The following is a 25,685-nucleotide window of genomic DNA, read 5'->3' on the forward strand; positions in this document are numbered from 1 at the left end:
ATGGCGGACGCCGTGAGCTTCTCCTTCTCCGACACCATCGCGGGCTACGTCGGCCGCTTCGACTCCGAGTCCCGCGTGCTGCGGCTGAAGACCTCGGACGGCCGCGAGTTCGACGTCTCCCTCGCGGGGGACCCGAGTGCCGAGCTGGTCCGCAACCTGGACGAGCCGTACATCGACGCCTCCGGGCACATCGACGAGATGCTCTCGCCGGGCCGGTTCCTCTTCGTCTACGGCGTCCACTACCCGGAGCACGGGGGCCGCTTCGAGGCGAAGCGCCTGGTGTTCCTGGGCCGCGGCGCCGAGGACTACCGGTTCGAGGAGGCCAGCTGGTGGGTCAAGCAGATCGAGTCGCTGGCCGACTTCTACAAGCGGGCGCAGTTCGGCGAGGGCCCGGTGGACTTCACCGAGTACCGCACCGAGATCCGGCTCGGCGGCGACAAGACCGCCAGTCACGTCCAGGAGACCGACACGATCTCCCGCCTCGTCTACGGCATGGCCTCGGCCTACCTGCTGACCGGCAAGGACGAGTACCTCGAGGTCGCCGAGCGCGGCACCGAGTACCTGCGCAAGCACATGCGGGTCGTGGACAGCGAGGAGGACGTGGTCTTCTGGTACCACGGCATCAGCGTCGACGGGGACAGCGAGCGCAAGCTGTTCACCTCGGAGTTCTCCGACGACTACGACGCGATCCCGATGTACGAGCAGATCTACGCGCTGGCGGGCCCGATCCAGACGTACCGCGTCACCGGTGACATCCGGATCAAGAACGACGCGGACGCCACCATCCGGCTGTTCGACAAGTTCTTCCTGGACCGCGAGCAGGGCGGCTACTACTCGCACATCGACCCGATCCTGTTCAGCGCGGACCACGAGTCCCTCGGCGAGAACGCCGAGCGCAAGAACTGGAACTCGGTCGGCGACCACGCGCCCGCGTACCTGATCAACCTGTACCTGGCGACCGGCGAGCAGAAGTACGCCGACTTCCTCGAGTACACCTTCGACACCATCGCGGACAAGTTCCCGGACTACAAGAACAGCCCGTTCGTCCAGGAGCGCTTCTTCCGCGACTGGTCGCACGACACCGCGCACAGCTGGCAGCAGAACCGCGCGGTCGTCGGGCACAACCTGAAGATCGCCTGGAACCTGATGCGGATGAACTCGCTGAAGGCCAAGCCGGCGTACGAGGAGCTCGCCAAGAAGATCGGCGAGATCATGCCGGCGGTCGGCAGCGACGTCCAGCGCGGCGGCTGGTACGACGTCGTGGAGCGTGTGAAGGACGGGGACCAGGAGGCGTATCGTTTCGCCTGGCACGACCGCAAGGCCTGGTGGCAGCAGGAGCAGGCGATCCTCGCCTACCTCATCCTGAACGGCACGGTCGGCGGCGACGCCTTCCTGCGCGAGGCCCGGCAGGCGGAGGCCTTCTACAACACGTTCTTCCTCGACCACGACGAGGGAGCCGTCTACTTCAACGTGCTCGCCAGCGGTACGCCGTACCTGCTCGGCACGGAGCGGCTCAAGGGCAGCCACTCGATGTCCATGTACCACTCGGCGGAGCTCTGCTACCTGTCCGCCGTCTACAACAACCTGCTCATCAACGGGCGGGAAATGGACTTCCACTTCAAGCCCGACCCGACCAACCTGCCCGACCGCGTGCTGCGCGTCTCGCCCGACCTGCTGCCCGCGGGCTCGGTACAGATCGCGTCCGTCGAGATCGACGAGAAGCCGTACCGGGACTTCGACGCCGACGGTCTCACCGTCCGGCTGCCCGACGTCCAGGGGCGGGTCAAGGTCAAGGTCCGGCTGCGCCCGGTGACTTCATAGCGCTCAACGGGGGGCGCCCCGACAAGAGGGGAAGCAAAGCCATGTCTCTGAACGTCAAGGAACGCCGCAACAAGGGCGGTACCGTCCTCGTCGCCACCGGCGAGATCAACAGTGAGACCTCCGGACAGCTGCTGCAGGCCCTGCTGCCGCTGGTCCGCGAGGGCCGGCCGCTGCGCATCGACCTCACGGCCGTCACGTACGTGTCCAGCGCGGGCCTGCGCACCCTGCTCGTCGTCTACCGCGAGGCCCAGCACGCCGGGGTCGCGGTCACCCTGTACGGGGTGAGCGAGGAAGTCCGGTTCGTCATGTCGGCCACCGGCTTCCTCGACTTCTTCGAGAGCGGTGAGGCGGCGGCCGCGGAGTCCAAGTCCAAGACGGCACTGAAAGCCGCTCCCATGCAAGACGTGGTCGCACGATGAGCGAGGCCCAGTCCGAGCAGGTCCTGCGCGTCGACGCGTACCCGACCCACGAGGTGGGCGGGTACCGCGTCCGCGCGGGCAAGCCGTTCCCCTTCGGGGCCAACGTGGTCCCCGGCGGGGTCAGTTTCTCCGTCTTCTCCGACCAGGCGACCTCCATGACCCTGGTCATCTTCAAGCGCGGAGAGCCCGAGCCGATGGCCGAGCTGGAATTCCCCGAGGAGTTCCGCACCGGCAGCGTCTTCGCCATGACGGTCTTCGGCCTCGACCACGAGAACATCGAGTACGGGTACCGGGCCGACGGCCCGTACGACCCGGTCACCGGCCACCGCTTCGACGCCCGGCAGGTCCTCTCCGACCCGTACGCCCGGCTGATCGCCGGCCGCGACGTGTGGGGCGTGGAGCCGGACCGCAGCCGCGGCTACCAGTACCGTTCGCGCGTCTGCCTCCAGGACTTCGACTGGGGCGACGACACGCCGCTGCGGCTCCCCGCCGAGGACCTCGTCGTGTACGAGACCCACGTGCGCGGCTTCACCCGGCACCCGTCCTCGCAGGTCACCGCCCCCGGCACCTTCGCGGGGCTGCGGGAGAAGATCCCGTACCTGAAGGAGCTCGGGATCAACTGCATCGAGCTGCTCCCGGTGTTCGAGTTCGACGAGAGCGACAACATGCGCTCCAACCCGGAAACGGGCGAGCACCTCTTCGACTACTGGGGCTACAACACCGTCTCGTTCTTCGCGCCCAAGGCCGGCTACGCGGCCACCGGACGCTACGGGATGCAGGGCGACGAGTTCCGCACCCTGATCAAGGACCTGCACGCGGCCGGCATCGAGGTCATCCTCGACGTCGTCTTCAACCACACCGCCGAGGGCAACGAGCAGGGCCCGACGATCTCCTTCAAGGGGCTCGACAACGCCACGTACTACATGCTCACGCCCGAGGGGTACTACTTCAACTTCAGCGGCACGGGCAACACGGTCAACTGCAACCACCCCGTCGTGCGCAACTTCGTGCTCGACTGCCTGCGCCACTGGGTCGCCGACTACCACATCGACGGCTTCCGCTTCGACCTCGCGGCCATCCTCGGCCGGGCCCTGGACGGCACTCCGCTGCCCAACCCGCCGCTGCTGGAGCTGCTCGCGTACGACCCGGTCCTGCGGCACACCAAGCTCATCGCCGAGGCCTGGGACGCCGGCGGGCTCTACGAGGTCGGCAACTTCCCGGCGTACGGCCGCTGGGCGGAGTGGAACGGGAAGTACCGCGACACCGTGCGCAGCTTCCTCAAGGGCGACCCCGGGGTGACCGGGGAGCTCGCCACCCGGATCGCCGGCTCGCCCGACCTGTACTCGAGCCGCGGCACCTCCGCCTCGGTCAACTTCCTCACGGCCCACGACGGTTTCACCCTGGCCGACCTCGTCTCGTACAACGACAAGCACAACGAGGCGAACGGCGAGGGCAACAACGACGGGGCCAACGACAACAACAGCTGGAACTGCGGGGCCGAAGGACCGACGGACGACCCCGAGGTCAACCGGCTGCGGCTGCGGCAGATGAAGAACGCCCTGGCCATCCTCTTCACCAGCCAGGGCATCCCGATGCTGCTGGCCGGCGACGAGGTCGCGCGCACCCAGCAGGGCAACAACAACACGTACTGCCAGGACAACGAGCTGTCCTGGTTCGACTGGAGCCAGGTCGACGACAACGCCGAACTGCTCCGGTTCACCCGGGAGATGATCGCCTTCCGCGGGCACCACCGCGAACTGCGCTCCACCTCCCACCCCACCGGCCAGGTCCGCGAGAGCCTCGGACTGCCGGACATCAGCTGGCACGGCGAGCGGGCCTGGCAGCCCGACTGGTCGGCGGAGAGCCGGCTGCTGGCGGTGGCCCGCTGCGGCACCGGGGACGACGACGTGGTGTACGTGGCCATGAACTCGCACTGGGAGCCGCACGACCTGGAGCTGCCCGCGCTGCCGCACGGGCGCAGCTGGCACCTGTTCGCGGACACCGGGGCCGAGGCTCCGCACGACATCCGCACCCCGGGCGGCGAGCCCGAGCTGGAGAACGCCGGGAAGTACCTGATCGGTCCGCGCTCGGTCGTGATCCTGGTCGGCCGCACGCCCGATCCCGAGCTCTAGCCGCACCTGCCCTGACCCAACGCTCCCACCGTACGGCCGAAGGAGACCTCACATGCCGCTTTCCGTGTCCCTGAGCATCGAGGGCGACACCACCGTGATCGAGCTGGCGGGCGAGCTGGACGCCAAGACCGCGCCGGAGTTCCACCAGACCATCGAGAAGGCCGCCGGGCACGGCACCGGCACGGTCGAGATCAGGATGGCCGGTGTCGGCTACATGGCCAGCGCCGGACTGCGGTCCCTGGTCTTCGCCCAGCAGAAGGTGGCGGACCACGTGACCATCAAGGTGGTCGGCGCGATCGAGCCCGTGTCCCGGACCATCCGGACGGCCGGGCTGGACCGCAGCATCGTGCTCTCCGATGAGTGAATCGCATGAGTGACATGGTCGAACTGGCGAGGACGCCCGCCGAACTGGAGGTGCCCGCCACCGTGGGGGCACTGGGCGACATCGCCTCGTTCGTCCTGCGGCTGGCCGGCCGGGCGGCGTTGGACAAGGGCGCCGCGTACCGGATCCGGCTGGCCGTGGACGAGCTGGCCACGAACATCGTGATGCACGGATACCGGGGCGGCGACGGGCGGATCACCGTCCGTGGCCGCTCCGGTCCCGGCCGGGTGCAGATCTCCATCACGGACTCCGCACCGGCCTTCGACCCCGTCGAGGGCTGCCTGCCCCCCGCCCCCGGGACTCCCCCCGAGCGGCGGCGGGTCGGCGGACTCGGCATCCACCTGGCGCTGACCAGCGTGGACGAATTCAGCTACGAACGCAGGGACGGCCGCAACATCAGCACGCTGACTGTGAAGGCTGAGGGGACGGACCCATGCCCTCCACGACCGTGATCATCCTCGACGAGTACCCGCCGCCTCCGCCCGAGCTGCTCGACGCGCTCCGGTCGATGGACGCGGAACTCGTCACCCGCACCCTGGCGGAGCTGCACACCGGCACGCTGGAGGAGCTGCCCTCCGCCGAGGTGTTGCTCGCCCCGGCCGAGGCCGACGGCGAGTCGGTACGCCTCGCCGTACGGCGGCTGCGCCGCTGGGGCGGGGCCCCCATCGTGGTCGTCTGGACGGTGACGGAGTTCGCCGCCCTGGAGGAGCACGTCCGGCTCGGCCACGACTACCTGGTACCGCCCTTCCTGCCCGCCCTCGTCGGGGCCCGGCTGCACAGCTGCTCGGAGCGCGCCGGACTCGGGCGCACTCTGCGCGAAGCCGATGCCCGCGCCGAACTCATGGGATACGAGAAGGAGTTGGAGATCGGCCGGGAGATCCAGGCCGGCTTCCTGCCGGAATCGCTGCCGGTCCCCGAAGGCTGGGAGATCGACGTCCGGTTCCGGCCCGCCCGGCAGGTCGCCGGGGACTTCTACGACGTCTTCGAGATCTCCCGCGGCCGCCGCCTCGCCTTCGTCGTCGCCGACGTCTGCGACAAGGGCGTCGGCGCCGCGCTGTTCATGGCGCTCATCCGCTCGCTGCTGCGGCACACCGCGGAGAACAGCGGACTGCAGCACCTGGTGGCCGCCGGACGGGCCGGCGGCAGCCGGCGGGTCCCGGTGGTCGGCGCGACACCGCTGCTCAACGCGGTCACCGCCACCAACGGCTACCTGACCCGCAACCACCTGAGACAGGGCTATTTCGCCACCCTGTTCTTCGGCGTGCTCGACCCGCTGACCGGCAGCCTCGTGTACATCAACGGGGGCCACAACGCGCCGCTGCTGCTGCGCGCCGAAGGCGGTGACCCGCTCGCCCTGGAGGTCACCGGGCCGGCCGTCGGGGTGCTGCCGGACTGCGTGTTCACCCTCGGCTACGCCCAGCTGAACCCCGGCGACACCCTGTTCGTGTTCACGGACGGAGTGCCCGAGGCCCGCTGTCCGTCCGGCAGCTTCCTCGGTGACGAGCGGATGCTGGAGCTGCTCGCCGGCCCCCCGGTGAGCGGCAGGGAGGTGGTCGACCGGATGGACACCGCCGTACGGGAGCACACGGGCACGGCCGAACAGCACGACGATGTCACCATGCTGGCCCTGCACCGGCCACGTGCGGCGCGGGGGCCGCACGGGGACCGGCCCGCGGCGGCCCGTACGGCGGTGGCCTGATGACCCGGACCATCGTGGTGCACTCGCACCGCGGCGGCACCGGGAAGTCCTCGGTACTGGCGAACCTGGCCCTGCTCATCGCGGGCGAGGGACGCCGGGTGGGGGTGGTCGACACGGACATCCAGTCGCCCACCCTGGACCTGCTCTTCCGGCTCGGCCCGGGCCCCTCCCTGGCCGACTACCTGCTCGGGCGCTGCGAGATCGAGGCCACGGCCCAGCAGACCGGCGTGCCCGGGCTGTACGTCGTGCCGGCCCGGACCGGGACGGCGGCGCTGCGCGACCTCATGACGAGCGGCTACGACGTGGGGCTGCTGCCGGAGGGCTTCGACCGGCTGGCCGACCACTACGCGCTCGACGTGCTGCTGCTCGACACCCACGCCGGGCTCAACAACGAGTCGGTGACCGCCATGGCGAGCGCCGACGTACTGATGATCATGGCCCGGGCCGACCGGATCGACCTCTCCGGAGTCGAGGAGACCATCGCCCTGGCCGGGCGGCTGCCCTGCCGGCGGACCCTGGTCATGAGCATGGCCCCCGAAGGCATTGACGGAGAAACGGTCCGCCGACGTTGCGAGGAGGTGTACGGCGCCCCCCTGGCCGGAATCCTTCCGTATGTGCCGGAAATGGCCGCCCTGTGCGGTGAACGCATATTCGCCGAAGCCCACCCCGACCACCCCCTGGTCGGTGAATTCCGCACCATCATCTCCGCGTTGGACGCACCTCACGAAGTATCGCGCGCCTGACGCTCCCCCCCTTACGCCCCCTGCGGGGGGCGTGTTGAATCGGCAGCGATTCCAGAACAAGGAGAGAAGTCATGAAGATTCTCGTCGTCATGACGGCCAAGGCAACGCTCCATCTGTTGGACGGGGAACAGCACCCCTCGGGATTCTGGGCCGAGGAATTCGTCGTTCCCTTCACCCTCTTCAAGGCCGCAGGCCACACCGTGGACGTGGCGACGATCGGGGGCCAGGCCCCGACGGTCGACCAGACCAGCATCGACCCCCAGTTCCTCCAGTGGGTCCGCCCCCAGGGCTCGCCGGACGAGGACGCGGCCAACGCCGCCGAGTACGTCAGAGTCATCGAGAACACCCCCCAGCTCAAGAACCCCCTCGCGGTGGAATCCCTCACCGAGAAGGACATCGCCGACTACGACGGCATCTATGTCAGCGGCGGCCACGGCGCGATCGGGGACCTGCCCAAGTCCGACGAGCTCGCCCAGATCCTGCGGTGGGCCATCGCCGCGGACAAGCCGCTCGCCACCGTCTGCCACGGCCACACCTCCCTGCTCTCCCTGCGCGACGGCGAAGGCCACTGGCCGTTCGAGGGCTACCGGATGACGGCCTTCTCGCACAGCGAGGAGATGGTCACCAACATGGCCGGCCGGCTCCCGCTGATCCTCGAGGCCGAGCTCACCCGGCTCGGCGCGCGTTACGAGAAGGCCGAGGCGATCTGGGACTCGCACGTGGTCGTGGACCGCAAGCTCACCACCGGCCAGAACCCGTACTCCTCCAAAGCCCTCGCAGAGACGTTCCTGACACAGCTCGCGAAGGGCTAGCACAGCCCCCGCATCCGACACCGGAAGGCAGCCATGACCAAGCGCGCGCTCAGCGACCAGCCCTTGGCCAACCCCGGGAAGCTGTTCATCGGCGGCACATGGGTTTCGGCCCAGGACGGCCGTACCGAGCCGGACATCAGCCCCGTGGACGGACAGGAGATCGTACCGGTGGCCCAGGCCACCGCCGCCGACGCGGACGCCGCCGTGGCGGCCGCCCGCCAGGCGTACGAGGAGGGTCCCTGGAGCAGACTGTCCGCCCAGGAACGCGCGCTGCGGCTGAACCGGGTCGGTGAGCTCATCGAGCGCGACCTGGAGGAGATCGCCCTGCTGGAGACGGTGGACATGGGCAAGCCGTTCGCCTTCTCCAGCACGGTCGACGCCCCGATGGCCGCCCAGCTCATGCACTACTACGCCGGCGCCGTGACCCGCGTCGACGGCTCCTCGCGGGCCCCGGCCGGCGGGCAGCTCGCGTACACCCTGCGCGAGCCGCTGGGCGTGGTCTGCGCGATCACCCCGTTCAACTTCCCGCTGCTGCTGTCGATGACGAAGATCGCACCGGCGCTGGCGGCGGGCAACACGGTCGTCCACAAGCCCTCCCCGGCCACCCCGCTCACCGCACTGAAGATCGCCGAGCTCTTCCAGGAGGCGGAGATCCCGGACGGCGTGCTGAACGTCATCACCGGTCCGGGCGTGGAACTGGGTGAGACCCTCACCGGCCACCCCGACATCGACAAGATCGCCTTCACCGGCTCCACCTCGGTCGGCCAGACGATCATCCGCAAGGCGGCGGGCACCCTGAAGAAGGTGACGATGGAGCTCGGCGGCAAGTCCGCCAACATCGTCTTCGCCGACGCCGACCTGGACGCCGCCGAGGAACTCGCCTTCTTCGGCATCTACTACAACAAGGGCGAGATCTGCACCGCCGGCTCCCGGCTGCTGCTCCAGCGTCCCATCCACGACGAGCTGGTCGAGCGCCTGGTCCGGCGCGCGGCCGCCCTCAAGCCCGGCGACCCGCGCGACCCGGAGACCCTGTTCGGGCCGCTGGCCCACCGCGGCCAGTTCGAGAAGGTCAGCTCGTACATCGAGGTCGGCGAGAAGGAAGGCGCCCTGCTGCGCACCGGCGGCACCGGCTGGACCCCGGAGGGGGCCTCCAGCCAGGGCCTGTACTTCCTGCCGACGATCTTCACCGGCGTCGACAACGGCATGCGCATCGCCCAGGAGGAGATCTTCGGGCCGGTCCTGTCGATCATCCCCTTCGACACCGAGGACGACGCGATCCGGATCGCCAACGACAGCGCGTACGGGCTCGCCGCCGGCGTCCACACCAAGGACCTGCGGCGCGCCCACCGGGTGGCCTCGCAGATCAAGGCCGGCACGGTCTGGGTGAATTGCTACAACCAGTACGACCCCTCCGTGCCGTACGGCGGCTACAAGGCCTCCGGATACGGGCGCGAGTGCGGACCGGAGTCCCTCGAGAGCTACACCCAGACCAAGTCGGTCTGGATCGGCATGGACTGACGACAGACCGAGCGACAGACCGGCCGAAACAGACCGACCGACTGAACGACCGAGCGACCGAGTAGGAGCGGCAATGCGCACAGGCATCATCGGCACCGGGCGGATCGGTTCCACCCTCGCGCGGATCCTGGTGGCGGCCGGGCACGAGGTCTTATTGGCCAACTCCCGCGGCCCCCGGTCCATCGGCCCGTTACTGGCCGAACTGGGTCCGGCGGCCTCGGCGGCGCACCCCGCCGAGGTCGCCGACCAGGCCGAACTGCTGGTGCTGATGGTGCCGTACGCGAGCATCCGCGGGCTCCTTGCGCCCGCGGCCGTCCAGGACAAGGTGCTGGTCGACGCCACGAACGCGTTCGGCGGCGCGGGCGCACCCGCGGATCTGGGCGACCGCAGTTCCAGCGAACTGGTCGCCGAGTGGTATCCCGGCGCCCGCGTCGTGAAATCCCTGAACACCATGCATTTCGAGACTCTCGCCGTCGCCGGCACCGCGGGGGGCGAACGCCTGGCCCATTTCACGGCGGGCGACGACGAGAAGGCAAAGGAAATCGTCGCGGGAATCATCACGGATCTGGGATTCGCCCCCGTCGACACCGGCTCGCTGCACTCCGGAGGAATTCTCCAGCAGCCCGGCGGGCCCCTTTTCAACCGGCCGCTCACGGAAGCGCAGGCGCTGGCATGGATATCTCACTGAACGTGAACGGAAGACCCGAGCAGTTCTCGGCGCAGCCGAACGAACTGCTGGTGGAACGGCTCCGTGACGGCCTCGGGCTGACCGGCACCAAGGTCGGCTGCGACACCGGCCAGTGCGGTACCTGCGTCGTCCAGCTCGACGGCCGGTCCGTCAAGAGCTGTCTGCTCCTCACCGCGTCGGCAGCCGGCTCCCGGGTGACCACCATCGAGGGCGTGACCGAGCGCGGCGGCGAACTCACCGGCCTCCAGGAGGCCCTGCGCCAGGAGCACGGCACCCAGTGCGGGTTCTGCACCCCCGGCATGGTGATGGCGCTCGGCGAGCTCGTCGAGAACACCGCCGACCGCGAGGCGCCCACCGAGCCCGAGATCCGCGAGTGGCTCACCGGCAACCTGTGCCGCTGCACCGGCTACCACAGCGTCGTACGGGGCGTGCAACGCGCCTGCTCCGCAGCCCGGGCCGAGCTCCCCGAGGAGATCGGCGAGGGCGCCGCCGTCTCCGCGTCCGCCGGGTCCGCCGCGTCCGCGTCGGCCTCCGCTTCCGGCAAGGAGGTGTGAGGGAGATGACCGCAGTGACGGGGGACGTTCCCCTCCAGGGATCGGGCCTGCTCGGACAGCCGCTGGACAGCCGCGAGGATCCGCAGCTGCTGCGCGGCGAGGCCACGTACGTGGCCGACATCGACCTCCCGGGCACCGCCCACATGGCGATCCTCGGCAGCCCGGTGGCCCACGCGAAGATCCTCTCCATCGAGACCAAGGCAGCCGAGCAGCTGCCCGGCGTGCTGAAGGTGGCCACGGCGGCCGAATTCACCGGCGTCATGCCGCTGCCCTGCATCTGGATCCCCGGCGGGGTCGAGAGCCACTTCCCGCCCCACCCCTACGGACTTCCCGGCGCCCGCCCGGTCCTGACCGGCGACACCGTCCGGCACGTCGGCGACCCGATCGCCGTGGTCGTCGCCGAGACCCCGCGCCAGGCCGCCGCGGCGCTCGCCGCCATCGCCGTCGAGTACGAGCCGCTGCCCGTGGTCACCCGGGCCGACGAGGCGCTCGCCGAGGGCGCGCCCCAGCTGCACGAGGCCGTACCGGGCAACCTGAACGCGTACTGGACCTGCGGCGACAAGGACCGCACCGACGCGGCCATCGCCGAGGCCGAGGTCACCGTCGAGCTCGACCTGGTGAACCAGCGCACCATCAACAGCCCCATCGAGCCCCGCGGCGCGGTCGGCGACTACAACGCCGCCACCGACGAGTACACGCTCTACGCCTCCACGCAGGGCCCGCACAACCACCGCTTCCTGCTCTCCGCCCTGGTCCTCGGCATCCCCTTCAACAAGCTCCGGGTGATCGCCCCGACCGTCGGCGGCAGCTTCGGCACCAAGGGCTACCTCTACCCCGACATGGCGCTGGTCCTGCTGCTCTCCAAGGCGCTCGGCCGGCCCGTGAAATGGGTGGACACCCGCACCGGCCTGATGAACTCCACCGTCCAGGGCCGCGACCACCGCCAGCACGTGGTGCTCGCCGGCACCCGCGACGGCCGCATCACCGGCCTGCGCGCCACCAGCTACGCCAACCTGGGTGCGTACCCCTCCACCATCGGCCCCGGTGTCGCCACCGCCCTGATGGGACGCTCCATCAGCGGCATGTACGACATCCAGGCCTCCTTCTGCGAGGTGTACGCCGCGTTCACCAACACCGTCTCGCTCGGCGCCCAGCGCGGCAGCGGGCGCGCCGAGGCCGCCTTCCTGATGGAGCGCCTCGTCGACCGGTACGCCTCCGAGATCGGCATGGACCCGGCGGCCGTCCGGCGCAAGAACCTGGTGCCGAAGGAGAAGTTCCCGTACGACAACGGCCTCGGCTGGACGTACGACTCCGGGGACTACCAGCTGAACTTCGACAAGGCGATGGAGCTGTCGGGCTACGCCGACATGCCTGCCCGCAAGGCCGAGGCCCGCAGCCGCGGCAAGCGGCTCGGCGTCGGCATCGCCACCTACGTGGCCATCTGCGGGGTCGGCCCCTCGACCCGGATGTCCAAGGAGGGCATGCTCGGCGGCACCTGGGAGAGCGCGAACATCCGCGTCCACCCGACCGGCGAGGTCACCGTCACCGTCGGCTCCGCCTCCACCGGCCAGAGCCACCACACGGTCTTCGCGCAGGTCGCCGCCGACGAGCTCGAGATCGACCCGGCCCTGGTCCAGGTGTACGAGGGCGACACGCTCAAGGCCCCGTACGGGCAGGGCACGTACGGCTCGCGCTCCTACAGCATGGCCGCGCCCGCCATCGCCCTCACCGCCCGGAAGGTCAAGGCCAAGCTGGTCAAGGCCGGGGCCGTGTTCCTGGGCGTTCCCGAGGAGAAGGTCGTCTACGCGGGCGGCAAGGTCTACGAGGACGGCAACGAGGAGAACGCCAAGACGTTCTCCGAGATGGCGATGGCCATGTGGTACGGCTGGGGGCTGCCCCACGAGATCGAGCCCGCCATCGACGAGACCACCCACTTCGACCCGCCGGACTTCAACTACCCCTTCGGCACGCACGTCGCGGTCGTGGAGGTCGACGAACTCACCGGCGAGACCGAGGTGGTGGCGTACACCGCCGTCGACGACGCCGGCAACATCGGCAATCCGAAGATCGTCCTCGGGCAGATCGAGGGCAGCATCACGCACGGCCTCGGCCAGGCGCTGATGGAGGCCGCCGTCTACGACGAACAGGGCCTGCTCGTCAGCTCCGACCTGACCACGTACGCCCTGCCGCGCGCCGCCGACGTGCCGTTCTTCACCCTCGACAAGACCACCACGCCCAGCCCGCACAACCCGCTGGGCGCCAAGGGCGCCGGCGAGATCGCTACCGTGCCGCCCGCCGCGGCCGTCGTCAACGCGGTCGTCGACGCCCTGTCCGACCTGGGCGTGCAGCACATCGACATGCCGCTCACCCCCGAGAAGGTCTGGCGCCGCCTGCGAGGAGAAGCCGAGTGATCCTCACCGAGTTCGACTACGTACGGCCCGTCGGCCTCGCCGAAGCTCTGACCCTGCTGTCCGGCACCCGGGGCGCCCGGGTGCTGGCCGGCGGCCAGAGCCTGCTGCCCGGGCTGCGCACCGGGGAGGACACCGCCCGGCTCCTCGTCGACGTACGCCACCTCGAGGAGCTCCGCGGGATCGAGCGGACCGCCGACGGCATCCGGATCGGCGCGCTCACCACCCTCGCCCAGCTCGCCGCCCATCCGGCCCTCCTCGCCGAGGCCCCGGAGGTGGCGGCCGCCGCCCGGGCCAACGGCGACCCCCAGGTCCGCAATCTCGGCACCGCCGGCGGGAACCTCGCCGCCGGCGGGCGCGCCACCGACCTGCCGGTCGCGGCCATCGCCGCCGACGCACGGGTCGAGCTGGCCGGACCCGGCGGGCGGTCGACCGTGGCCGCCGAGGAGTTCACCGCCTCCGGGGTGCCCGCCGGGTCCGTGGTCACCGCACTGCTGGTGCCCGCCGCCGGTCGGGCCGCCGCCTTCGAGAAGACCGCCGACCGGGCCACGCGCTACCCGGTCTGCGCCACCGCCGTACGGATCACCCCCGACGGGCCGCGCATCGCGGTCACCGGGGCCACCGCCCGCCCGCTGCGGCTGCGCGGGGTCGAGGACCGGCTGCGCGGGGGCCCGTACACGACGGAGGCCGTGCTCGCGGCCTTCCGCGCCGAGCCCAGGGAGCTGTTCGTCCCCGGGCGCGGCACCTCGGCCGAGTACCTCGGCCACCTCGCGGGGGTGCTCACCGCCCGCGCGCTGCAGAGGGCAGACCAGGCCCTCGCCTGACCGCCCACCACGGGGAGTTGACGCAGTGGCCGAATTGTCCAGGACGACCACGGGGGTACCGGCGGGTCCGGCCGCCCAGGCGGCGGCCGCGGCACCCAGAGGCTCCGGCTTCTGGGTGGTCGGGGCCGTCCTCGTCCTGCTGATGCTCTCCTCGTCCGTACCCTCCGCCCTCTACGTGCTCTACCAGGAGAGATGGGGGCTGTCCTCCGGCATGATCACGGTGGTCTTCGCGCTGTACGCGGTCACCGTGCTGGCCGGGCTCCTGCTGTTCGGGTCCCTCTCGGACACCCTGGGCCGGCGCCCCGTGCTGGGCGTCGGCCTGGTCCTGGCGATGGTCTCCATGGGGATGTTCGCCGGGGCCCGGGGGCTCGGGCTGCTGCTGGCCGCCCGCGCCGTGCAGGGCCTCGCGGTGGGCCTGGCCACCGGGGCGATGGGCGCGGCCCTGCTCGAACTCACCCCGCGCTCGAGGCCGGCGCTCGGCGCCCAGGTCAACAGCGCGGGGCCGACGGTGGGGATCGGGCTCGGCGGGATCGGGGCCGGGCTGCTCGTCCAGTACGCACCCGCCCCGACCGTGCTCAGCTACCTGCTGCTGGTCGCCGCTTTCGCGGTCACGCTGGTGGGGGTGGTCCGGATGCGTGAGAGCGCTCCCGGCACCCGCTCCGGGGGCCGGATGCGGATCAGCGCACGCCGGATCCACGTCCCGGCCGCCGTACGGGGCCGGTTCGCGATCCTCGTCCTGACCATCGTCGCCGTCTGGTCGGTCGGCGGCTTCTACCTCTCCCTCGGGCCGCACCTGGCCCTGTCCCTGCTGCAGAGCAGCAACTACCTCGTCGGCGGGGCCACCGTGGCCCTGCTCGCGGGCGCCGCCACCGCGGCGCAGCTGCTGCTGGGCCGTACCGAGGCCCTGCGCACCGCCGTCCTGGGCCTGTGCGGGCTGTTGGCCGGGCTCGGCCTCGTGCTGCTCGCACTGGGCCTCGGCTCGGCCCCCGTGTTCCTCGTGGCCACGGCCGTGCTCGGCAGCGGCTGGGGCGCGGCGTTCCTCGGCTCGTTCCGGGCGCTGAGCGCGCTGGCCGAGCCGGCGCACCGCGGCGAACTGACCGCCGCCGTCTACGTTTTCGCGTACCTCGCGATGAGCGTGCCGGCCGTGCTCGCCGGAATGCTCACCAACATCCACGGACTGCACCGCACCTCGGTCGGATTCATGGCCGCCGTCGCCGGGGTGTGCGCGCTGGCCCTGTTCGTCACGCTGCGGCTCGCCGCCCGCACCCGGGCCGAAGGGAGCACCACATGAAGGCTGCCGACATGAGCACCGCCGAGCTGCGGTCGGCCCTGCTCGCCCTGGAGATCTTCGCCGGGCTCACCGAGGAGCAGCTGGACTGGCTGGCCTCCGTCTCCGAGCCCCGGGTGCTCGCCGACGGGGAGGTCCTCTTCCGCGACGGCGAGGAGGCCACCGGTTTCCACGTCCTGCTCGAGGGCGGGCTGGTCGTCACCAAGGTCGTCGACGGTCGGGAGGAGGTGCTCACCCGGCACTCCACCGAGGAGGGGAGCGCCGCCGCCGAGGAGCACGACGGAAAGCCCTCCGCCGCGCACCGCTTCACCGGCGAGCTGCCGCTGCTGACGGACGGCGCGTACGTGGCCACCGCCTCCGCGAGCGGGCCGGCGACCACCGTCGTCGCGTACCCGAAGCCGGTGTTCTTCGAGATGCTGACCCGCTGCCACGGCGTGGCGGCCGTCCTGATCCCGGTGCTGGCCTGGCGGATCAAGTCCTCCGAGGTGCAGGCCCGCAAGCGGGCCACCGTCGAGGCGCTCGGCACCCTGGCCGCAGGCCTCGCGCACGAGCTGAACAACCCGGCGGCCGCCGTGGCCCGGGCCGCCCAGGAGCTGGCACCGGCCCTGGAGGGGCTCACCCGGACCGCCCAGGCCTGGGGCGCCGCCGCGACGGGCGCGGAGCGCTCGGTCTTCGACCGGCTCTCCGAGGAGCTCGACAAGCTGCCGCCGCCGGTCACGACCGATCCGTTCGCCCAGGCAGACGCCGAGGAGGAGATCGCCGACTGGGCCGAGGAGGCGGGCACCGAACGGCCCGGACTGCTCGGCTCGGGGATCTCGGACCTCGGGCTGGAGCTGGGCTGGCTGCTGGAGCGGCTGGAAGGGGTCGGGGAGACGGCCCTGCCCGCGGCCCTGGACCACCTGGCGGCCCTGCTGGAGATCCGCTCGCTCGCCGCGGAACTGCGCGCCGCCGGTCCCAGGATCTCCCAACTGGTCGCCGCCACCCGGGATTACGCCAATCTCGACCGGGCGCCCGAGCAGCGTTTCGCGGTGGCCGACGGGATCGAGAACACGCTGGTCGTGCTGCGTGCCAAGCTCGCCGGCATCACCATCGTGCGTGAGTACGAGCCGGGCCTGCCCGAACTGACGGGCTACCCGAGCGAGTTGAACCAGGTGTGGACCAACCTGGTCGACAACGCGGCCGAGGCCATGGAGGGCGCCGGAACGCTCACCCTGCGGGTCCGCGCCGAAGGCGTCTGCCTCGTCGTGGAGGTCGCCGACACCGGGCGGGGAATCCCCGATGACTCGCTGCCGCGGATCTTCGAACCCTTCTACACGACCAAGGACGTGGGGAAGGGCACGGGCCTCGGACTGCACCTCAGCTACCGCATCGTGACCCAGCGCCACCACGGGTCGATCACCGCCCGCTCGCGTCCCGGCGAGACCCGGATGGTCGTACGGCTGCCGCTCACCACGGCCGCCGCCTGCGCCGAAACACCTGATCAACCCACCTCCACCCGCTCCACCACCAGTTGAATGAATGGAGTCGACATGGCCAAGTACGACATCTCCAAGCTGCACCCGGTGTTCGTCCGCCAGATGGAGGCCCTGGCCGCCCTGGACATCGAGGCGGTGATGAAGAACTACACCGACGACGCCGTCCTGCTGCGCTTCGAGGGAGTCTCGGTCGGGATCGAGGCCGTGCGCGAGACGTTCACGGGCTACCTGACGGTGAAGCCCACGCTGGTGGAACTCCAGGAGTACATCGAGACCGAGGACACGATCTTCTACCGCGCGATCATGAATCTGAACGGTGAACCGGAGCACGCGTTCGGGACACTTGTGGTCCGCGATGGCCGGATCTGGCGCCAGACCGCTGGTTTCGGCGGCTGACCACCGATATCTGGGTAGCGTGTGCGGGGAGAGCGAAGGCAGCGCTCTCCCCGTACGTGCAGGCCCCGCCGGAGACCGCGGCGAGGGCCTCGCTGGTGAAATGGCAAAGGGGAGGTCATGGAACGCGAAACCGGACGTGTCGAGGCATTCAGTGACGGGGTATTCGCCATCGTCATCACGATTCTCGTTCTGGAACTGAAAGTTCCGGAAGAAACGGGATCTGACTTCTGGCACGGCGTGTGGGAACAGTGGCCGCACTACGCCGCATACGTGGTGAGTTTCCTCATCATCGGCGTGATGTGGGTGAACCACCACACCATCTTCAGTCACCTCAAGCGGGTGGACAGGCCGCTGTTGTTCCTGAATCTCATGGTGCTGATGGTGGTGTCGGTGATTCCGTACACCACCACCGTGCTCGCCGAGCACCTCGTCGAGGAAGGCGGCTCCGCCAACGCCGCCGCGATCCTCTACAGTTCGGTCACCGTCGTCTACGCGCTGGCGTTCCTGGCCTTCTGGTGGTACGTCACCCGCGTCGGCCACTTGTTCCACGAACGGGTGGACAGGGACGGTGCCCGGGCCACCCGCGTCCGCTTCGGCCTCGGCGCCGTGGCCTACCCCCTGACGGTTCTCCTGTCCTTCTTCTCCGCACCGCTCACTCTCGTCGCACACTTCCTGATCGCGCTCTACTATGCGGCGAACCAGATCCCCATCCCCCTCGTGGTAGAGGAAGAGCGGCTCGAATCTGCCAGCGACCTCAGGAAGTAGCCGCCGTGGCCTACGGCCGTTCTGCACGGTCAAGTAGGGTATTGGATCTAGTGGTCGCGGGGGAGGCCCAGATGGCTCGCGTAGTCCTTCCGGAGGATTCCACGAAGGAAATCTCCGAATTGATCGACGTCCTGATCTCTCTTTTCTTCGAGTCGTTACCCCGGCGGGACCAGCGAAACTGGGCCCGCGTTTATCTCAACGGGCTGGTACGGACCAGTGGGAAGAAAACAATCCGTAACATCGCCGGAACAGGCGCCAGTTCCGTCGAGCAGAGCCTCCAGCAGTTCATCAGCAAGTCACCCTGGGACTGGACCCCCGTACGCCGCTCCCTCGCCCAGTACCTCGAACGCACCGCCCAGCGCCCGCTGGCCTGGGTGGTCCAGCCCATGGTCATAGAGAAGGCCGGCGACCGCTCGGTGGGCGTGGGCCGCCAGTTCGTCCCCCAGCTCGGCCGTACCGCCAACTGCCAGCAGGCCAGCGGCATCTGGCTCGCCTCCAGCGAGGCCAGCTTCCCCGTCGAATGGACCCTCACCCTCCCCGGGCCCTGGACGAGCGAGCTGCTGCGCCGCCGGCGGGCCGGCATCCCCGACACCGCACGCTCGCTCACCCCCGCCCAGGACGCCGTACACGCCGTCCAGCGGATGGCCGCCAGCTGGCAACTCCAGCGCCGGCCCGTGGTGATGGAGGTCGCCAACACCGACATCCCGCAGAGCATCGAGTCCTTCGCCCTGCAGGACATCCCTTTCGTCTTCAAGGTCGACGGCTCGCTGCCCGTCTCGTTCGGTGGCGCCGGCCGGCACAAACCGGGGCCGCACACCGCCCCCGCCCGCGAACTCATCGACTCCCTGCGCTCCCAGCGGCGCGTCGTCGAATGGACCCGGCACGGCCGCGGCGAAGGAGCAGTGACCCTGCTGACCTCGGCCGCCATCCTCGCGACCCCCGGCGAGGACCGGTCCGCACCGCTGTCGCCCACCCCGCTCCTGCTCGTCGGCGCCTGGACCGAAGCCGCCCTGCTGCCCTCCGAGTTCTGGATCACCAACATCGGAGACAGGCCGCTGGCCCAGCTCTTCCTCCTCGCCAAACTCACCGACCGGGTATCCCTCGATTTCACCGAGACCTGCGAACCCGTAGGCATCCGTGATTTCGAGGGCCGCTCCTTCCGTGGCTGGCACCACCACGCCACGCTCGCGAGTGTCGCCCACGCGTCGATGCTGCTCGGTGCACGCGGCAGGATCCCCGACGGCTTCCCCGGGGGGCATGCACGGCCCCCGCTCGGCGGGACGCCCGGTCCCGTGTCCCGCACCGGGACAAGCAGCCCCGTGGCGCGCACCGGCCCGCCGCCGGTGCTGCCGCCGCGGCCGCTGATCCCCGGCCAGAGCGCGAGACGCGAGTACATCCGCTGATGCTCGACATCGCCGAGGAACTCCGCGCGTGGTGCACCGCGCACCGCGAATTCGCCCTGGCCACCGTGGTCGCCGTCAGCGGGAGCGCGCCGCGCGGCCCGGGCGCCTCGCTGGCCGTCGACGCCGGCGGCACCGCGCTCGGCTCCCTTTCCGGGGGCTGCGTGGAATCCGCCGTGCACGAGCTGTGCCTCGACGCGATCGCCTCCGGCGAAGGCGGCGTGCACCGCTTCGGGTACAGCGACGACGACGCCTTCGCCGTCGGCCTGACCTGCGGGGGAGTCCTGGACGTGCTCGTCACCCCGGTGCGCGGGCACGACCTGGTGCGGCCCGTCCTCGGCTCCGTGCTCGAGGCCGCCGCAGCAGGGGCCCGGGCCGCGCTCGCCCGGGTGGTCTCCGGCCCGCAGCCGCAGCTCGGCCGGGCCCTCGCCGTCCACCCCGACGGATCCTACGAGGGCTGCCTGGGCGGGGAGCCGGCCCTGGACCGGGCCGCCGCCGGGTACGTACGGGACCTGCTGCTGGCCGGGCGCACCGGGACCGCCGAGCTCGGCACGGCGGGCGGGCTGTGCGGGCAGCCCCTCACCCTGCTGGTCGAATCCGCCGCCGAACCGCCCCGGCTGATCGTCTACGGGGCCATCGACTTCGCCGCCGCCCTGGCCCGGATCGGGGCCTTCCTGGGGCACCGGGTCACCGTCTGCGACGCCCGGCCCGTCTTCGCGACGCCGGCCCGCTTCCCCGGCGCCGACGAGGTGGTCGTGGACTGGCCGCACCGGCACCTGGCTGCGGAATGGGAGGCGGGCCGGCTGGACTCCCGTACGGCGGTCTGCGTCCTGACCCACGACGCCAAGTTCGACGTACCCCTGCTGGCCCTCGCCCTGCGGCTGCCGCTGGGCTACGTGGGGGCCATGGGCTCGCGGCGCACCCACGCCGAACGCGAGCAGCGGCTGCGCGAGGAGGGGGTGCCGCAGGCCGCGCTCGCCCGGCTGCGCTCGCCCATCGGGCTGGACCTGGGCGGAGCCACCCCCGAGGAGACGGCCCTGTCCATCGCCGCCGAGTTCACGGCGGTCCGGTACGGGGGGTCCGTCGCCCCCCTGGCCCGGCGCCGGGGCCCGGTGCACGGGCGCACCCGGCTCGCCTCCGGGACCAAGGTCCCGTAGGAAACGACCACGGGGCCCGGTATGTCCTGGACGATCAGCCCGGGCGGCATTGATGCCGGGCCATGGGAGAATGAAGTACGTGCGTTTCCTCGGCTGCCCTGCCTGTCGAGGCCGTAGACGGATCCTTCGATCGACTGGGATGTTCAGCACGTGCGTTTCCTCAATGACCAGAAGCCGCCGTACGACCTGACGTACGACGACGTATTCATGGTGCCGAGCCGCTCCGCGGTCGGTTCCCGCCAGGGCGTGGACCTCTCCTCGCCCGACGGCACCGGCACCACCATTCCGCTCGTGGTCGCGAACATGACCGCCATCGCGGGCCGCCGCATGGCCGAGACGGTCGCCCGCCGCGGCGGCATCGTGGTCATCCCGCAGGACATCCCGATCGAGGTCGTCACCGACGTCATCTCCTGGGTGAAGACCCGCCACCTCGTGCTCGACACCCCGATCACGCTGGCGCCCACCCAGACCGTCGCCGACGCGCTGTCCCTGCTGCCCAAGCGGGCCCACGGCGCCGGTGTCGTCGTCGACGCCGACGGCCGACCGGTCGGTGTCGTCACCGACCACGACCTGACCGGCGTGGACCGCTTCACCCAGCTCTCCGAGGTCATGTCGAAGGAGCTCCTGCTCATCGACGCCGACATCGACCCCCGCGAGGCGTTCAACAAGCTCGACGCCGGCCACCGCAAGCTGGCCCCGGCCGTCGACGAGGACGGCAAGCTGGTCGGCCTGCTGACCCGCAAGGGCGCGCTGCGCGCGACCCTGTACACCCCGGCGACCGACGCCAACGGAAAGCTGCGCATCGCGGCGGCCGTCGGCATCAACGGCGACTTCGTGCAGAAGGCCAAGCAGCTGCTCGACGCGGGCGTGGACACGCTCGTCATCGACACGGCCCACGGCCACCAGGAGTCGATGATCAACGCGATCAAGGCCGTGCGCGCGCTGGACCCGCAGGTCCCGATCGTGGCCGGCAACATCGTGGCCGCCGAGGGCGTCAAGGACCTCATCGACGCCGGCGCCGACATCATCAAGGTCGGTGTGGGCCCCGGCGCCATGTGCACCACCCGCATGATGACCGGCGTGGGCCGCCCGCAGTTCTCCGCGGTGCTGGAGTGCGCGGCGGAGGCGAAGAAGTACGGCAAGCACGTGTGGGCCGACGGCGGAGTCCGCCACCCGCGCGACGTGGCGATGGCGCTGGCCGCCGGCGCCGCGAACGTGATGATCGGCTCCTGGTTCGCCGGGACGTACGAGTCCCCGGGCGACCTGCAGCAGAGCGCCGACGGCCGGCTCTACAAGGAGTCGTTCGGCATGGCGTCGGCGCGTGCCGTGCAGAACCGCACGTCGGAGGAGTCGGCGTACGACCGGGCGCGCAAGGGCCTGTTCGAGGAGGGCATCTCCACCTCGCGGATGTTCCTGGACCCGGCCCGCCCGGGCGTCGAGGACCTGATCGACTCGATCATCGCGGGTGTGCGCTCCTCCTGCACCTACGCCGGTGCGGGCTCCCTCGCCGAGTTCGAGGAGAAGGCCGTGGTCGGCGTCCAGTCGGCGGCGGGCTACGCCGAGGGCAAGCCGCTGCACGCCAGCTGGAGCTAGTTCCGCTTTTCCGGTGGCCCCGGGCCCGTCCTCGCGGACGGGTCCGGGGCCACCGGCGTTCGGGGCGCAGGGACCCCGGGGGACCGTTCGGCGTGCCGTTCGACCGGTCGGCGCAGGTGGCGGGCGGATACGCCAAGCGGCGGATAACTCCGGGCGCCGGGTCCGTCACGCTCAGGTCATCCGACCTGGAAGGGGCACCCCGTGGCCAGTACCCTCCGCCGCCGCACCGACGCGCACGCCCTCGCGCGACTGCACAGCGAGCACGGCAAAGCCCTCTACGGCTTCCTCCTCGGTCTCACCTTCGGCGACCGGCACCGCGCCGAGGACCTCCTCCAGGAGACCCTCTTCCGCGCCTGGAAGCACCCCGAGGCGCTGGAGAGCGACCACGCGTCCATGCGGCCCTGGCTCTACACCGTCGGCCGGCGCCTCGCCATCGACGCCCGGCGGGCCCGCCAGGTCCGGCCCGCCGAGGTCGGGCCGGACGCCCTGGACACCCACATGCCGGTAGCCGACGACCGCACCGAGCAGGCCGTCGCCGTCCTCGACGTCCGCGACGCGCTGAGATCACTCAGCCCCGAGCACCGCGCGGTGCTCGTGCAGATCTACTTCCGCGGGCAGTCGGTGTGCGAGGCCGCCGAGGCGCTCGGGGTTCCCGCCGGGACCGTCAAGTCGCGTACCTACTACGCCCTGCGCGCCCTCCGGGAGGCCATGCCCGGCTACGGTCCCGGCCCCCGTACCGGCTCCGGGCCCGTGCGCCGCGCCGCCGCCTGAGCGGCCACCCCCGCCCGTGAGCGGACCTGCAGCTTCGCCAGGATGTGCGACACGTGCGTCTGGACCGTCCGCGTGGACAGGAAGAGGGCGCCCGCGATCTCCGGGTTCGACCGGCCCTGTGCGACGAGCAGGGCCACCTTCAGTTCCGCGGGTGTCAGCGCCTCCCACCCGTTGGACGGCCGCCGCCGCGCCGAGCGGCTGCCGCGCCGGACACCCAGGCTCCGCAGCCGGGCGTCGGCCCGGGCGGTGTCCCACCGGGCGCCCAGGTCCTCGTACGCGGCCGCCGCGCGCGTCAGTGCCGACCGGGCCGCCGCCAGGTCGCCGTGCCAGGCCCGGGCCACCGCGAGGTCCTCCCACGCATGGCCCAGCACCAGCGGCCAGCCGGCGCGCTCCGCCCGCTCCAGAGCCTGCGCCAGCAGCTGCGGGTCCTGCGCGAACAGCCCCCGGCAGCGCAGCAGCGCCAGCGCCGGGCCCGGGTACTCCGCCAGCGCCGCCGCCGCCCGCCCGCAGGCCGCCACCGCCGCCCGGGCCGTCGCGGTGTCCCCGCTGTCCAGGGCCACGCGGACGATCTCCGACAGCACCCAGGGGCGCTCGTACGCCCCCGCCTCGTCCGGGCTGTCCGCCAGCGCCGGCAGCAGCTCGCGCACCGCGTCCGCCGGGCGGCCCGCCCGCTCCGCCAGCAGGGCCCGGGCCAGGAGCACGTGCCCGCTGTAGCGGCGGGCCGCCGGGGCCGCGAACGCGTCCGGCGCGAGCAGCGCGAGCTCGGCCTGCGCCGCCTCGCGCTCGTCCCGGTGGCCGAGTACGAGGGCCCGCAGCCCGTGCACCACCACCGGCAGCCAGCCGTCCGAGACCGGCAGCCCGTCCGCGCGGGCCACCCCGGCGAGCGCCGCGTCCCAGTCCCCGAGCCGGTAGTGGAACTCCGCGAGCCGCGCCTCGGTGACCACCAGCCGTCCCGCCGAGCGGGTGGCGAGCGCCAGCTCCCGGGCCTCCCGCAGCGCCGCCGCGACGGTCTCCGGCTCGTCGAACCGCAGGTGCGCCTCCGCCTGGTTGGCGAGCAGCAGCAGCCGCATGTCGTTGGCCTCCGGGCTGCGCCGGGCGCAGGCGATCCCCTCGGCGACGTGCCGCAGCGACTCCCGGCCGCGGCCCAGGTGGAACAGGGCGAAGGCCATCGCGTGGTGGGCCTCCGCCCCGCACAGCGGATCGCCCAGCCGGGCCGCCTCCGCCACCACCGGCACGGCCAGCGTGTGGGCCTGCGCCGGGCAGTGCAGATCGGCCAGGGCCAGCACCCGGCAGGCCTCCAGCCGCAGCCGGAGCGTGGGGGAGGCGACCTGCTCCGCCAGCGCGTCCTCGGTGACGGCCAGCGAACGGGCCATGTCCCCCTGGATCATCAGCGCCGACACCAGCTTGAAGGCCAGGGCCGCCCGGTGTCCGGGGTCCGTGGCCCGCCCGTGCAGGGTGGCCAGGAGCTCCACCGATTCGGGGCGGCGCAGCATCAGGGCGGCGTCCGCGAGGCTCCCCTCCAGGGCGTCCCGGTCCCCGCAGTCGGCCTGCGCGACGGCCCGCTCCAGCAGTTCGGCGGCCGCTCCGGGCGCCGCCGCGATCAGGGACTGCGCCGAGTCGGCCAGCCAGTGCACCGCCCAGCGGTCCAACGCCCCGCCGGCCAGCAGCTGTTCGGCGGTCCGCTCCGGATCGTGCCCCGCCTCGGCCAGGGCCCGGGCCGCGTCCTGGTGCAGGGCGGACCGGGCGGCCCGGGGGAGCTCCGCGTACAGGGCCCGGCGCAGCGCGGGCTGGCGGAAGCGCAGTCGCTCGCCGGTGTCCTCCAGCAGCCCGGCGAGGAGCGGCTCCTCCAGCTCGGCCAGTACCTCGCGCGCAGGTCTGGCCTGTACGAGGGCCAGTTCGCGCGGGGTGAAGGCCGGGCCGAGCAGCGCCGCATGCCGCAGGGTGGTGTACGCGGGGCGGGAGAGGTAGCCGATGCCCCGCGGGAGGGAGGCGGGCGGATCAGGCAACTCCGCCTCGGTCAGGGTCAGTTCCGCGACGGCGACGGCGTGGGCCTCCGCGGTGTCGATCCCGCCGTCGCCGCTGCCGTCGGCCCGGGACCCGCCGGTGATCTCGATGGACCGGGACCACTGCGCGATCAGGTCCCGCAGCAGCCGGGGATTGCCGCCCGCCTGCCCGGCGGCCTCCCGCAACCGCGGCCCGGGCGCCGCCCCCAGCACGGCGCGGAGCAGCTCGGCCGACTCCGCCCCGGTCAGCGGCTCCAGCCGGACGGCCCGCCCGCGTGGGCCCGCGCCCATCTCGGCGCACAGCTGCTCCACCTCGGGCCGCCGGGGCAGCGGTCTTCGGGTCGCCGCCAGCAGCAGCGGCAGCCGGTCCACCGCCCGGGCCAGGCGCTGCCACAGCAGCAGGCTGGCCGGGTCCGCCCAGTGCAGGTCGTCCAGCACCAGCAGCAGCGGGCCCCGCGCGCACCACTCCTCGACCCCGGACACCAGCAGGTCCATGGCCGCAAGCCACGCCCCGCCGGGCTGCGCCGCCTCCCGGGCCTCGCGGAGCAGCGCGACCACGGCCGCCCGGCCGGGGCCCTCGGGATGCAGGCAGTCCAGAGCGGCCCGCAGCGGCAGCTCCGCCGTGAAGGCGTCGGCGGCCCCGTAGCGCACCCGGCTGCCCAGCGCGGCCGCCTCGGCCAGCGCCTCGCGCACCAGGGCGGTCCGGCCCGCGCCGGGCTCGCCCTCCACGATCAGGTGCCCCCCGCTGCCGCGCGCACCGCCGCGCACCCAGTCCCGTAACTCTTCCCGCAGTCGTTCACGCCCGACCCGCACGTCGGCGTCCTCCCCAGACGTCTC

General features: G+C 71.7%; 22 protein-coding genes. 21 read left to right on the forward strand and 1 reads right to left on the reverse strand.

Annotated elements, in window-relative coordinates:
* From AB5J51_RS31710 to AB5J51_RS31810, 21 genes are all read left to right on the forward strand, one after another.
* A complete protein-coding gene (locus AB5J51_RS31710; RefSeq protein ID WP_133898584.1) occupies positions 1 to 1,821 on the forward strand; it encodes an AGE family epimerase/isomerase in 1,821 nt (606 codons plus the stop codon).
* A gap of 41 nt (positions 1,822 to 1,862) precedes the next feature.
* The gene (locus AB5J51_RS31715; RefSeq protein WP_053788940.1) at positions 1,863 to 2,240 is read left to right on the forward strand and encodes an STAS domain-containing protein; all 378 of its coding nucleotides are present in this window, start codon (positions 1,863 to 1,865) and stop codon (positions 2,238 to 2,240) included.
* A complete protein-coding gene (gene glgX, locus AB5J51_RS31720) occupies positions 2,237 to 4,372 on the forward strand; it encodes a glycogen debranching protein GlgX (protein ID WP_136224333.1) in 2,136 nt (711 codons plus the stop codon). The genes AB5J51_RS31715 and glgX overlap by 4 nt, the downstream gene beginning before the upstream one ends.
* Positions 4,373 to 4,424: 52 nt before the next feature.
* Positions 4,425 to 4,736, forward strand: a complete 312-nt coding sequence (locus tag AB5J51_RS31725) for an STAS domain-containing protein (protein ID WP_030298794.1) — start codon at positions 4,425 to 4,427, stop codon at positions 4,734 to 4,736.
* Between the two features lie 5 nt (positions 4,737 to 4,741).
* Complete coding sequence (locus AB5J51_RS31730) at positions 4,742 to 5,206, forward strand: anti-sigma regulatory factor (RefSeq protein WP_234382568.1); 465 nt, start codon at positions 4,742 to 4,744, stop codon at positions 5,204 to 5,206.
* Positions 5,188 to 6,453, forward strand: a complete 1,266-nt coding sequence (locus AB5J51_RS31735; protein ID WP_053788942.1) for a PP2C family protein-serine/threonine phosphatase — start codon at positions 5,188 to 5,190, stop codon at positions 6,451 to 6,453. Before AB5J51_RS31730 ends, AB5J51_RS31735 begins: the two co-directional genes overlap by 19 nt.
* Positions 6,453 to 7,196: a MinD/ParA family protein gene (locus AB5J51_RS31740; RefSeq protein WP_053788943.1), complete on the forward strand. Its 744-nt coding sequence runs from the start codon at positions 6,453 to 6,455 to the stop codon at positions 7,194 to 7,196. Before AB5J51_RS31735 ends, AB5J51_RS31740 begins: the two co-directional genes overlap by 1 nt.
* Positions 7,197 to 7,267: 71 nt before the next feature.
* On the forward strand, positions 7,268 to 8,008 hold the full coding sequence (locus tag AB5J51_RS31745; RefSeq protein ID WP_053788944.1) for a type 1 glutamine amidotransferase domain-containing protein: 741 nt from the start codon (positions 7,268 to 7,270) through the stop codon (positions 8,006 to 8,008).
* A gap of 33 nt (positions 8,009 to 8,041) precedes the next feature.
* Positions 8,042 to 9,526, forward strand: a complete 1,485-nt coding sequence (locus AB5J51_RS31750; RefSeq protein WP_053788945.1) for an aldehyde dehydrogenase — start codon at positions 8,042 to 8,044, stop codon at positions 9,524 to 9,526.
* Between the two features lie 73 nt (positions 9,527 to 9,599).
* Positions 9,600 to 10,214, forward strand: a complete 615-nt coding sequence (locus AB5J51_RS31755; protein ID WP_369779179.1) for an NADPH-dependent F420 reductase — start codon at positions 9,600 to 9,602, stop codon at positions 10,212 to 10,214.
* Positions 10,215 to 10,216: 2 nt separating this feature from the next.
* The gene (locus AB5J51_RS31760) at positions 10,217 to 10,768 is read left to right on the forward strand and encodes a (2Fe-2S)-binding protein (RefSeq protein WP_240805299.1); all 552 of its coding nucleotides are present in this window, start codon (positions 10,217 to 10,219) and stop codon (positions 10,766 to 10,768) included.
* 5 nt (positions 10,769 to 10,773) lie between these two features.
* Positions 10,774 to 13,179, forward strand: a complete 2,406-nt coding sequence (locus AB5J51_RS31765; protein ID WP_369779180.1) for a xanthine dehydrogenase family protein molybdopterin-binding subunit — start codon at positions 10,774 to 10,776, stop codon at positions 13,177 to 13,179.
* Positions 13,176 to 14,000: a xanthine dehydrogenase family protein subunit M gene (locus AB5J51_RS31770; RefSeq protein ID WP_166663197.1), complete on the forward strand. Its 825-nt coding sequence runs from the start codon at positions 13,176 to 13,178 to the stop codon at positions 13,998 to 14,000. Before AB5J51_RS31765 ends, AB5J51_RS31770 begins: the two co-directional genes overlap by 4 nt.
* Positions 14,001 to 14,025: 25 nt before the next feature.
* Positions 14,026 to 15,291, forward strand: a complete 1,266-nt coding sequence (locus AB5J51_RS31775; protein ID WP_369779181.1) for an MFS transporter — start codon at positions 14,026 to 14,028, stop codon at positions 15,289 to 15,291.
* Positions 15,288 to 16,802, forward strand: coding sequence for an ATP-binding protein (locus AB5J51_RS31780; RefSeq protein WP_369779182.1), 1,515 nt, complete (start codon positions 15,288 to 15,290; stop codon positions 16,800 to 16,802). The genes AB5J51_RS31775 and AB5J51_RS31780 overlap by 4 nt, the downstream gene beginning before the upstream one ends.
* Positions 16,803 to 16,817: 15 nt before the next feature.
* The gene (locus tag AB5J51_RS31785) at positions 16,818 to 17,159 is read left to right on the forward strand and encodes a nuclear transport factor 2 family protein (RefSeq protein ID WP_030656331.1); all 342 of its coding nucleotides are present in this window, start codon (positions 16,818 to 16,820) and stop codon (positions 17,157 to 17,159) included.
* A gap of 117 nt (positions 17,160 to 17,276) precedes the next feature.
* Positions 17,277 to 17,924: a TMEM175 family protein gene (locus tag AB5J51_RS31790; protein ID WP_053788952.1), complete on the forward strand. Its 648-nt coding sequence runs from the start codon at positions 17,277 to 17,279 to the stop codon at positions 17,922 to 17,924.
* Positions 17,925 to 17,995: 71 nt separating this feature from the next.
* Positions 17,996 to 19,327, forward strand: coding sequence for an IS701 family transposase (locus AB5J51_RS31795; protein ID WP_369779183.1), 1,332 nt, complete (start codon positions 17,996 to 17,998; stop codon positions 19,325 to 19,327).
* Entirely contained in the window at positions 19,327 to 20,481 is a 1,155-nt protein-coding gene (locus AB5J51_RS31800; protein WP_369779184.1) for an XdhC family protein, read from the forward strand. The genes AB5J51_RS31795 and AB5J51_RS31800 overlap by 1 nt, the downstream gene beginning before the upstream one ends.
* A 150-nt stretch (positions 20,482 to 20,631) precedes the next feature.
* The gene (locus AB5J51_RS31805) at positions 20,632 to 22,074 is read left to right on the forward strand and encodes a GuaB1 family IMP dehydrogenase-related protein (protein WP_369779185.1); all 1,443 of its coding nucleotides are present in this window, start codon (positions 20,632 to 20,634) and stop codon (positions 22,072 to 22,074) included.
* Between the two features lie 201 nt (positions 22,075 to 22,275).
* A complete protein-coding gene (locus AB5J51_RS31810) occupies positions 22,276 to 22,845 on the forward strand; it encodes a sigma-70 family RNA polymerase sigma factor (RefSeq protein WP_369779186.1) in 570 nt (189 codons plus the stop codon).
* On the opposite strand, the gene AB5J51_RS31815 is transcribed toward AB5J51_RS31810, so the two are convergent.
* Positions 22,791 to 25,661, reverse strand: a complete 2,871-nt coding sequence (locus AB5J51_RS31815) for an AAA family ATPase (RefSeq protein WP_369779187.1) — start codon at positions 25,659 to 25,661, stop codon at positions 22,791 to 22,793. The two genes, AB5J51_RS31810 and AB5J51_RS31815, sit on opposite strands and share 55 nt — an antisense overlap.
* Positions 25,662 to 25,685: the final 24 nt, after the last annotated feature.

It is taken from the genome of Streptomyces sp. R33 (genome assembly GCF_041200175.1).
GTDB lineage: Bacteria > Actinomycetota > Actinomycetes > Streptomycetales > Streptomycetaceae > Streptomyces > Streptomyces katrae_B.

Excerpts from the sequence above, each read along its gene's own strand:
- AB5J51_RS31710 (WP_133898584.1), top strand. The coding sequence starts at position 1 with ATGGCGGACGCCGTGAGCTTCTCCTTCTCCGACACCATCGCGGGCTAC.
- AB5J51_RS31715 (WP_053788940.1), top strand. The coding sequence starts at position 1,863 with ATGTCTCTGAACGTCAAGGAACGCCGCAACAAGGGCGGTACCGTCCTC.
- glgX (WP_136224333.1), top strand. The coding sequence starts at position 2,237 with ATGAGCGAGGCCCAGTCCGAGCAGGTCCTGCGCGTCGACGCGTACCCG.
- AB5J51_RS31725 (WP_030298794.1), top strand. The coding sequence starts at position 4,425 with ATGCCGCTTTCCGTGTCCCTGAGCATCGAGGGCGACACCACCGTGATC.
- AB5J51_RS31730 (WP_234382568.1), top strand. The coding sequence starts at position 4,742 with ATGAGTGACATGGTCGAACTGGCGAGGACGCCCGCCGAACTGGAGGTG.
- AB5J51_RS31735 (WP_053788942.1), top strand. The coding sequence starts at position 5,188 with ATGCCCTCCACGACCGTGATCATCCTCGACGAGTACCCGCCGCCTCCG.
- AB5J51_RS31740 (WP_053788943.1), top strand. The coding sequence starts at position 6,453 with ATGACCCGGACCATCGTGGTGCACTCGCACCGCGGCGGCACCGGGAAG.
- AB5J51_RS31745 (WP_053788944.1), top strand. The coding sequence starts at position 7,268 with ATGAAGATTCTCGTCGTCATGACGGCCAAGGCAACGCTCCATCTGTTG.
- AB5J51_RS31750 (WP_053788945.1), top strand. The coding sequence starts at position 8,042 with ATGACCAAGCGCGCGCTCAGCGACCAGCCCTTGGCCAACCCCGGGAAG.
- AB5J51_RS31755 (WP_369779179.1), top strand. The coding sequence starts at position 9,600 with ATGCGCACAGGCATCATCGGCACCGGGCGGATCGGTTCCACCCTCGCG.
- AB5J51_RS31765 (WP_369779180.1), top strand. The coding sequence starts at position 10,774 with ATGACCGCAGTGACGGGGGACGTTCCCCTCCAGGGATCGGGCCTGCTC.
- AB5J51_RS31780 (WP_369779182.1), top strand. The coding sequence starts at position 15,288 with ATGAAGGCTGCCGACATGAGCACCGCCGAGCTGCGGTCGGCCCTGCTC.
- AB5J51_RS31785 (WP_030656331.1), top strand. The coding sequence starts at position 16,818 with ATGGCCAAGTACGACATCTCCAAGCTGCACCCGGTGTTCGTCCGCCAG.
- AB5J51_RS31790 (WP_053788952.1), top strand. The coding sequence starts at position 17,277 with ATGGAACGCGAAACCGGACGTGTCGAGGCATTCAGTGACGGGGTATTC.
- AB5J51_RS31795 (WP_369779183.1), top strand. The coding sequence starts at position 17,996 with ATGGCTCGCGTAGTCCTTCCGGAGGATTCCACGAAGGAAATCTCCGAA.
- AB5J51_RS31800 (WP_369779184.1), top strand. The coding sequence starts at position 19,327 with ATGCTCGACATCGCCGAGGAACTCCGCGCGTGGTGCACCGCGCACCGC.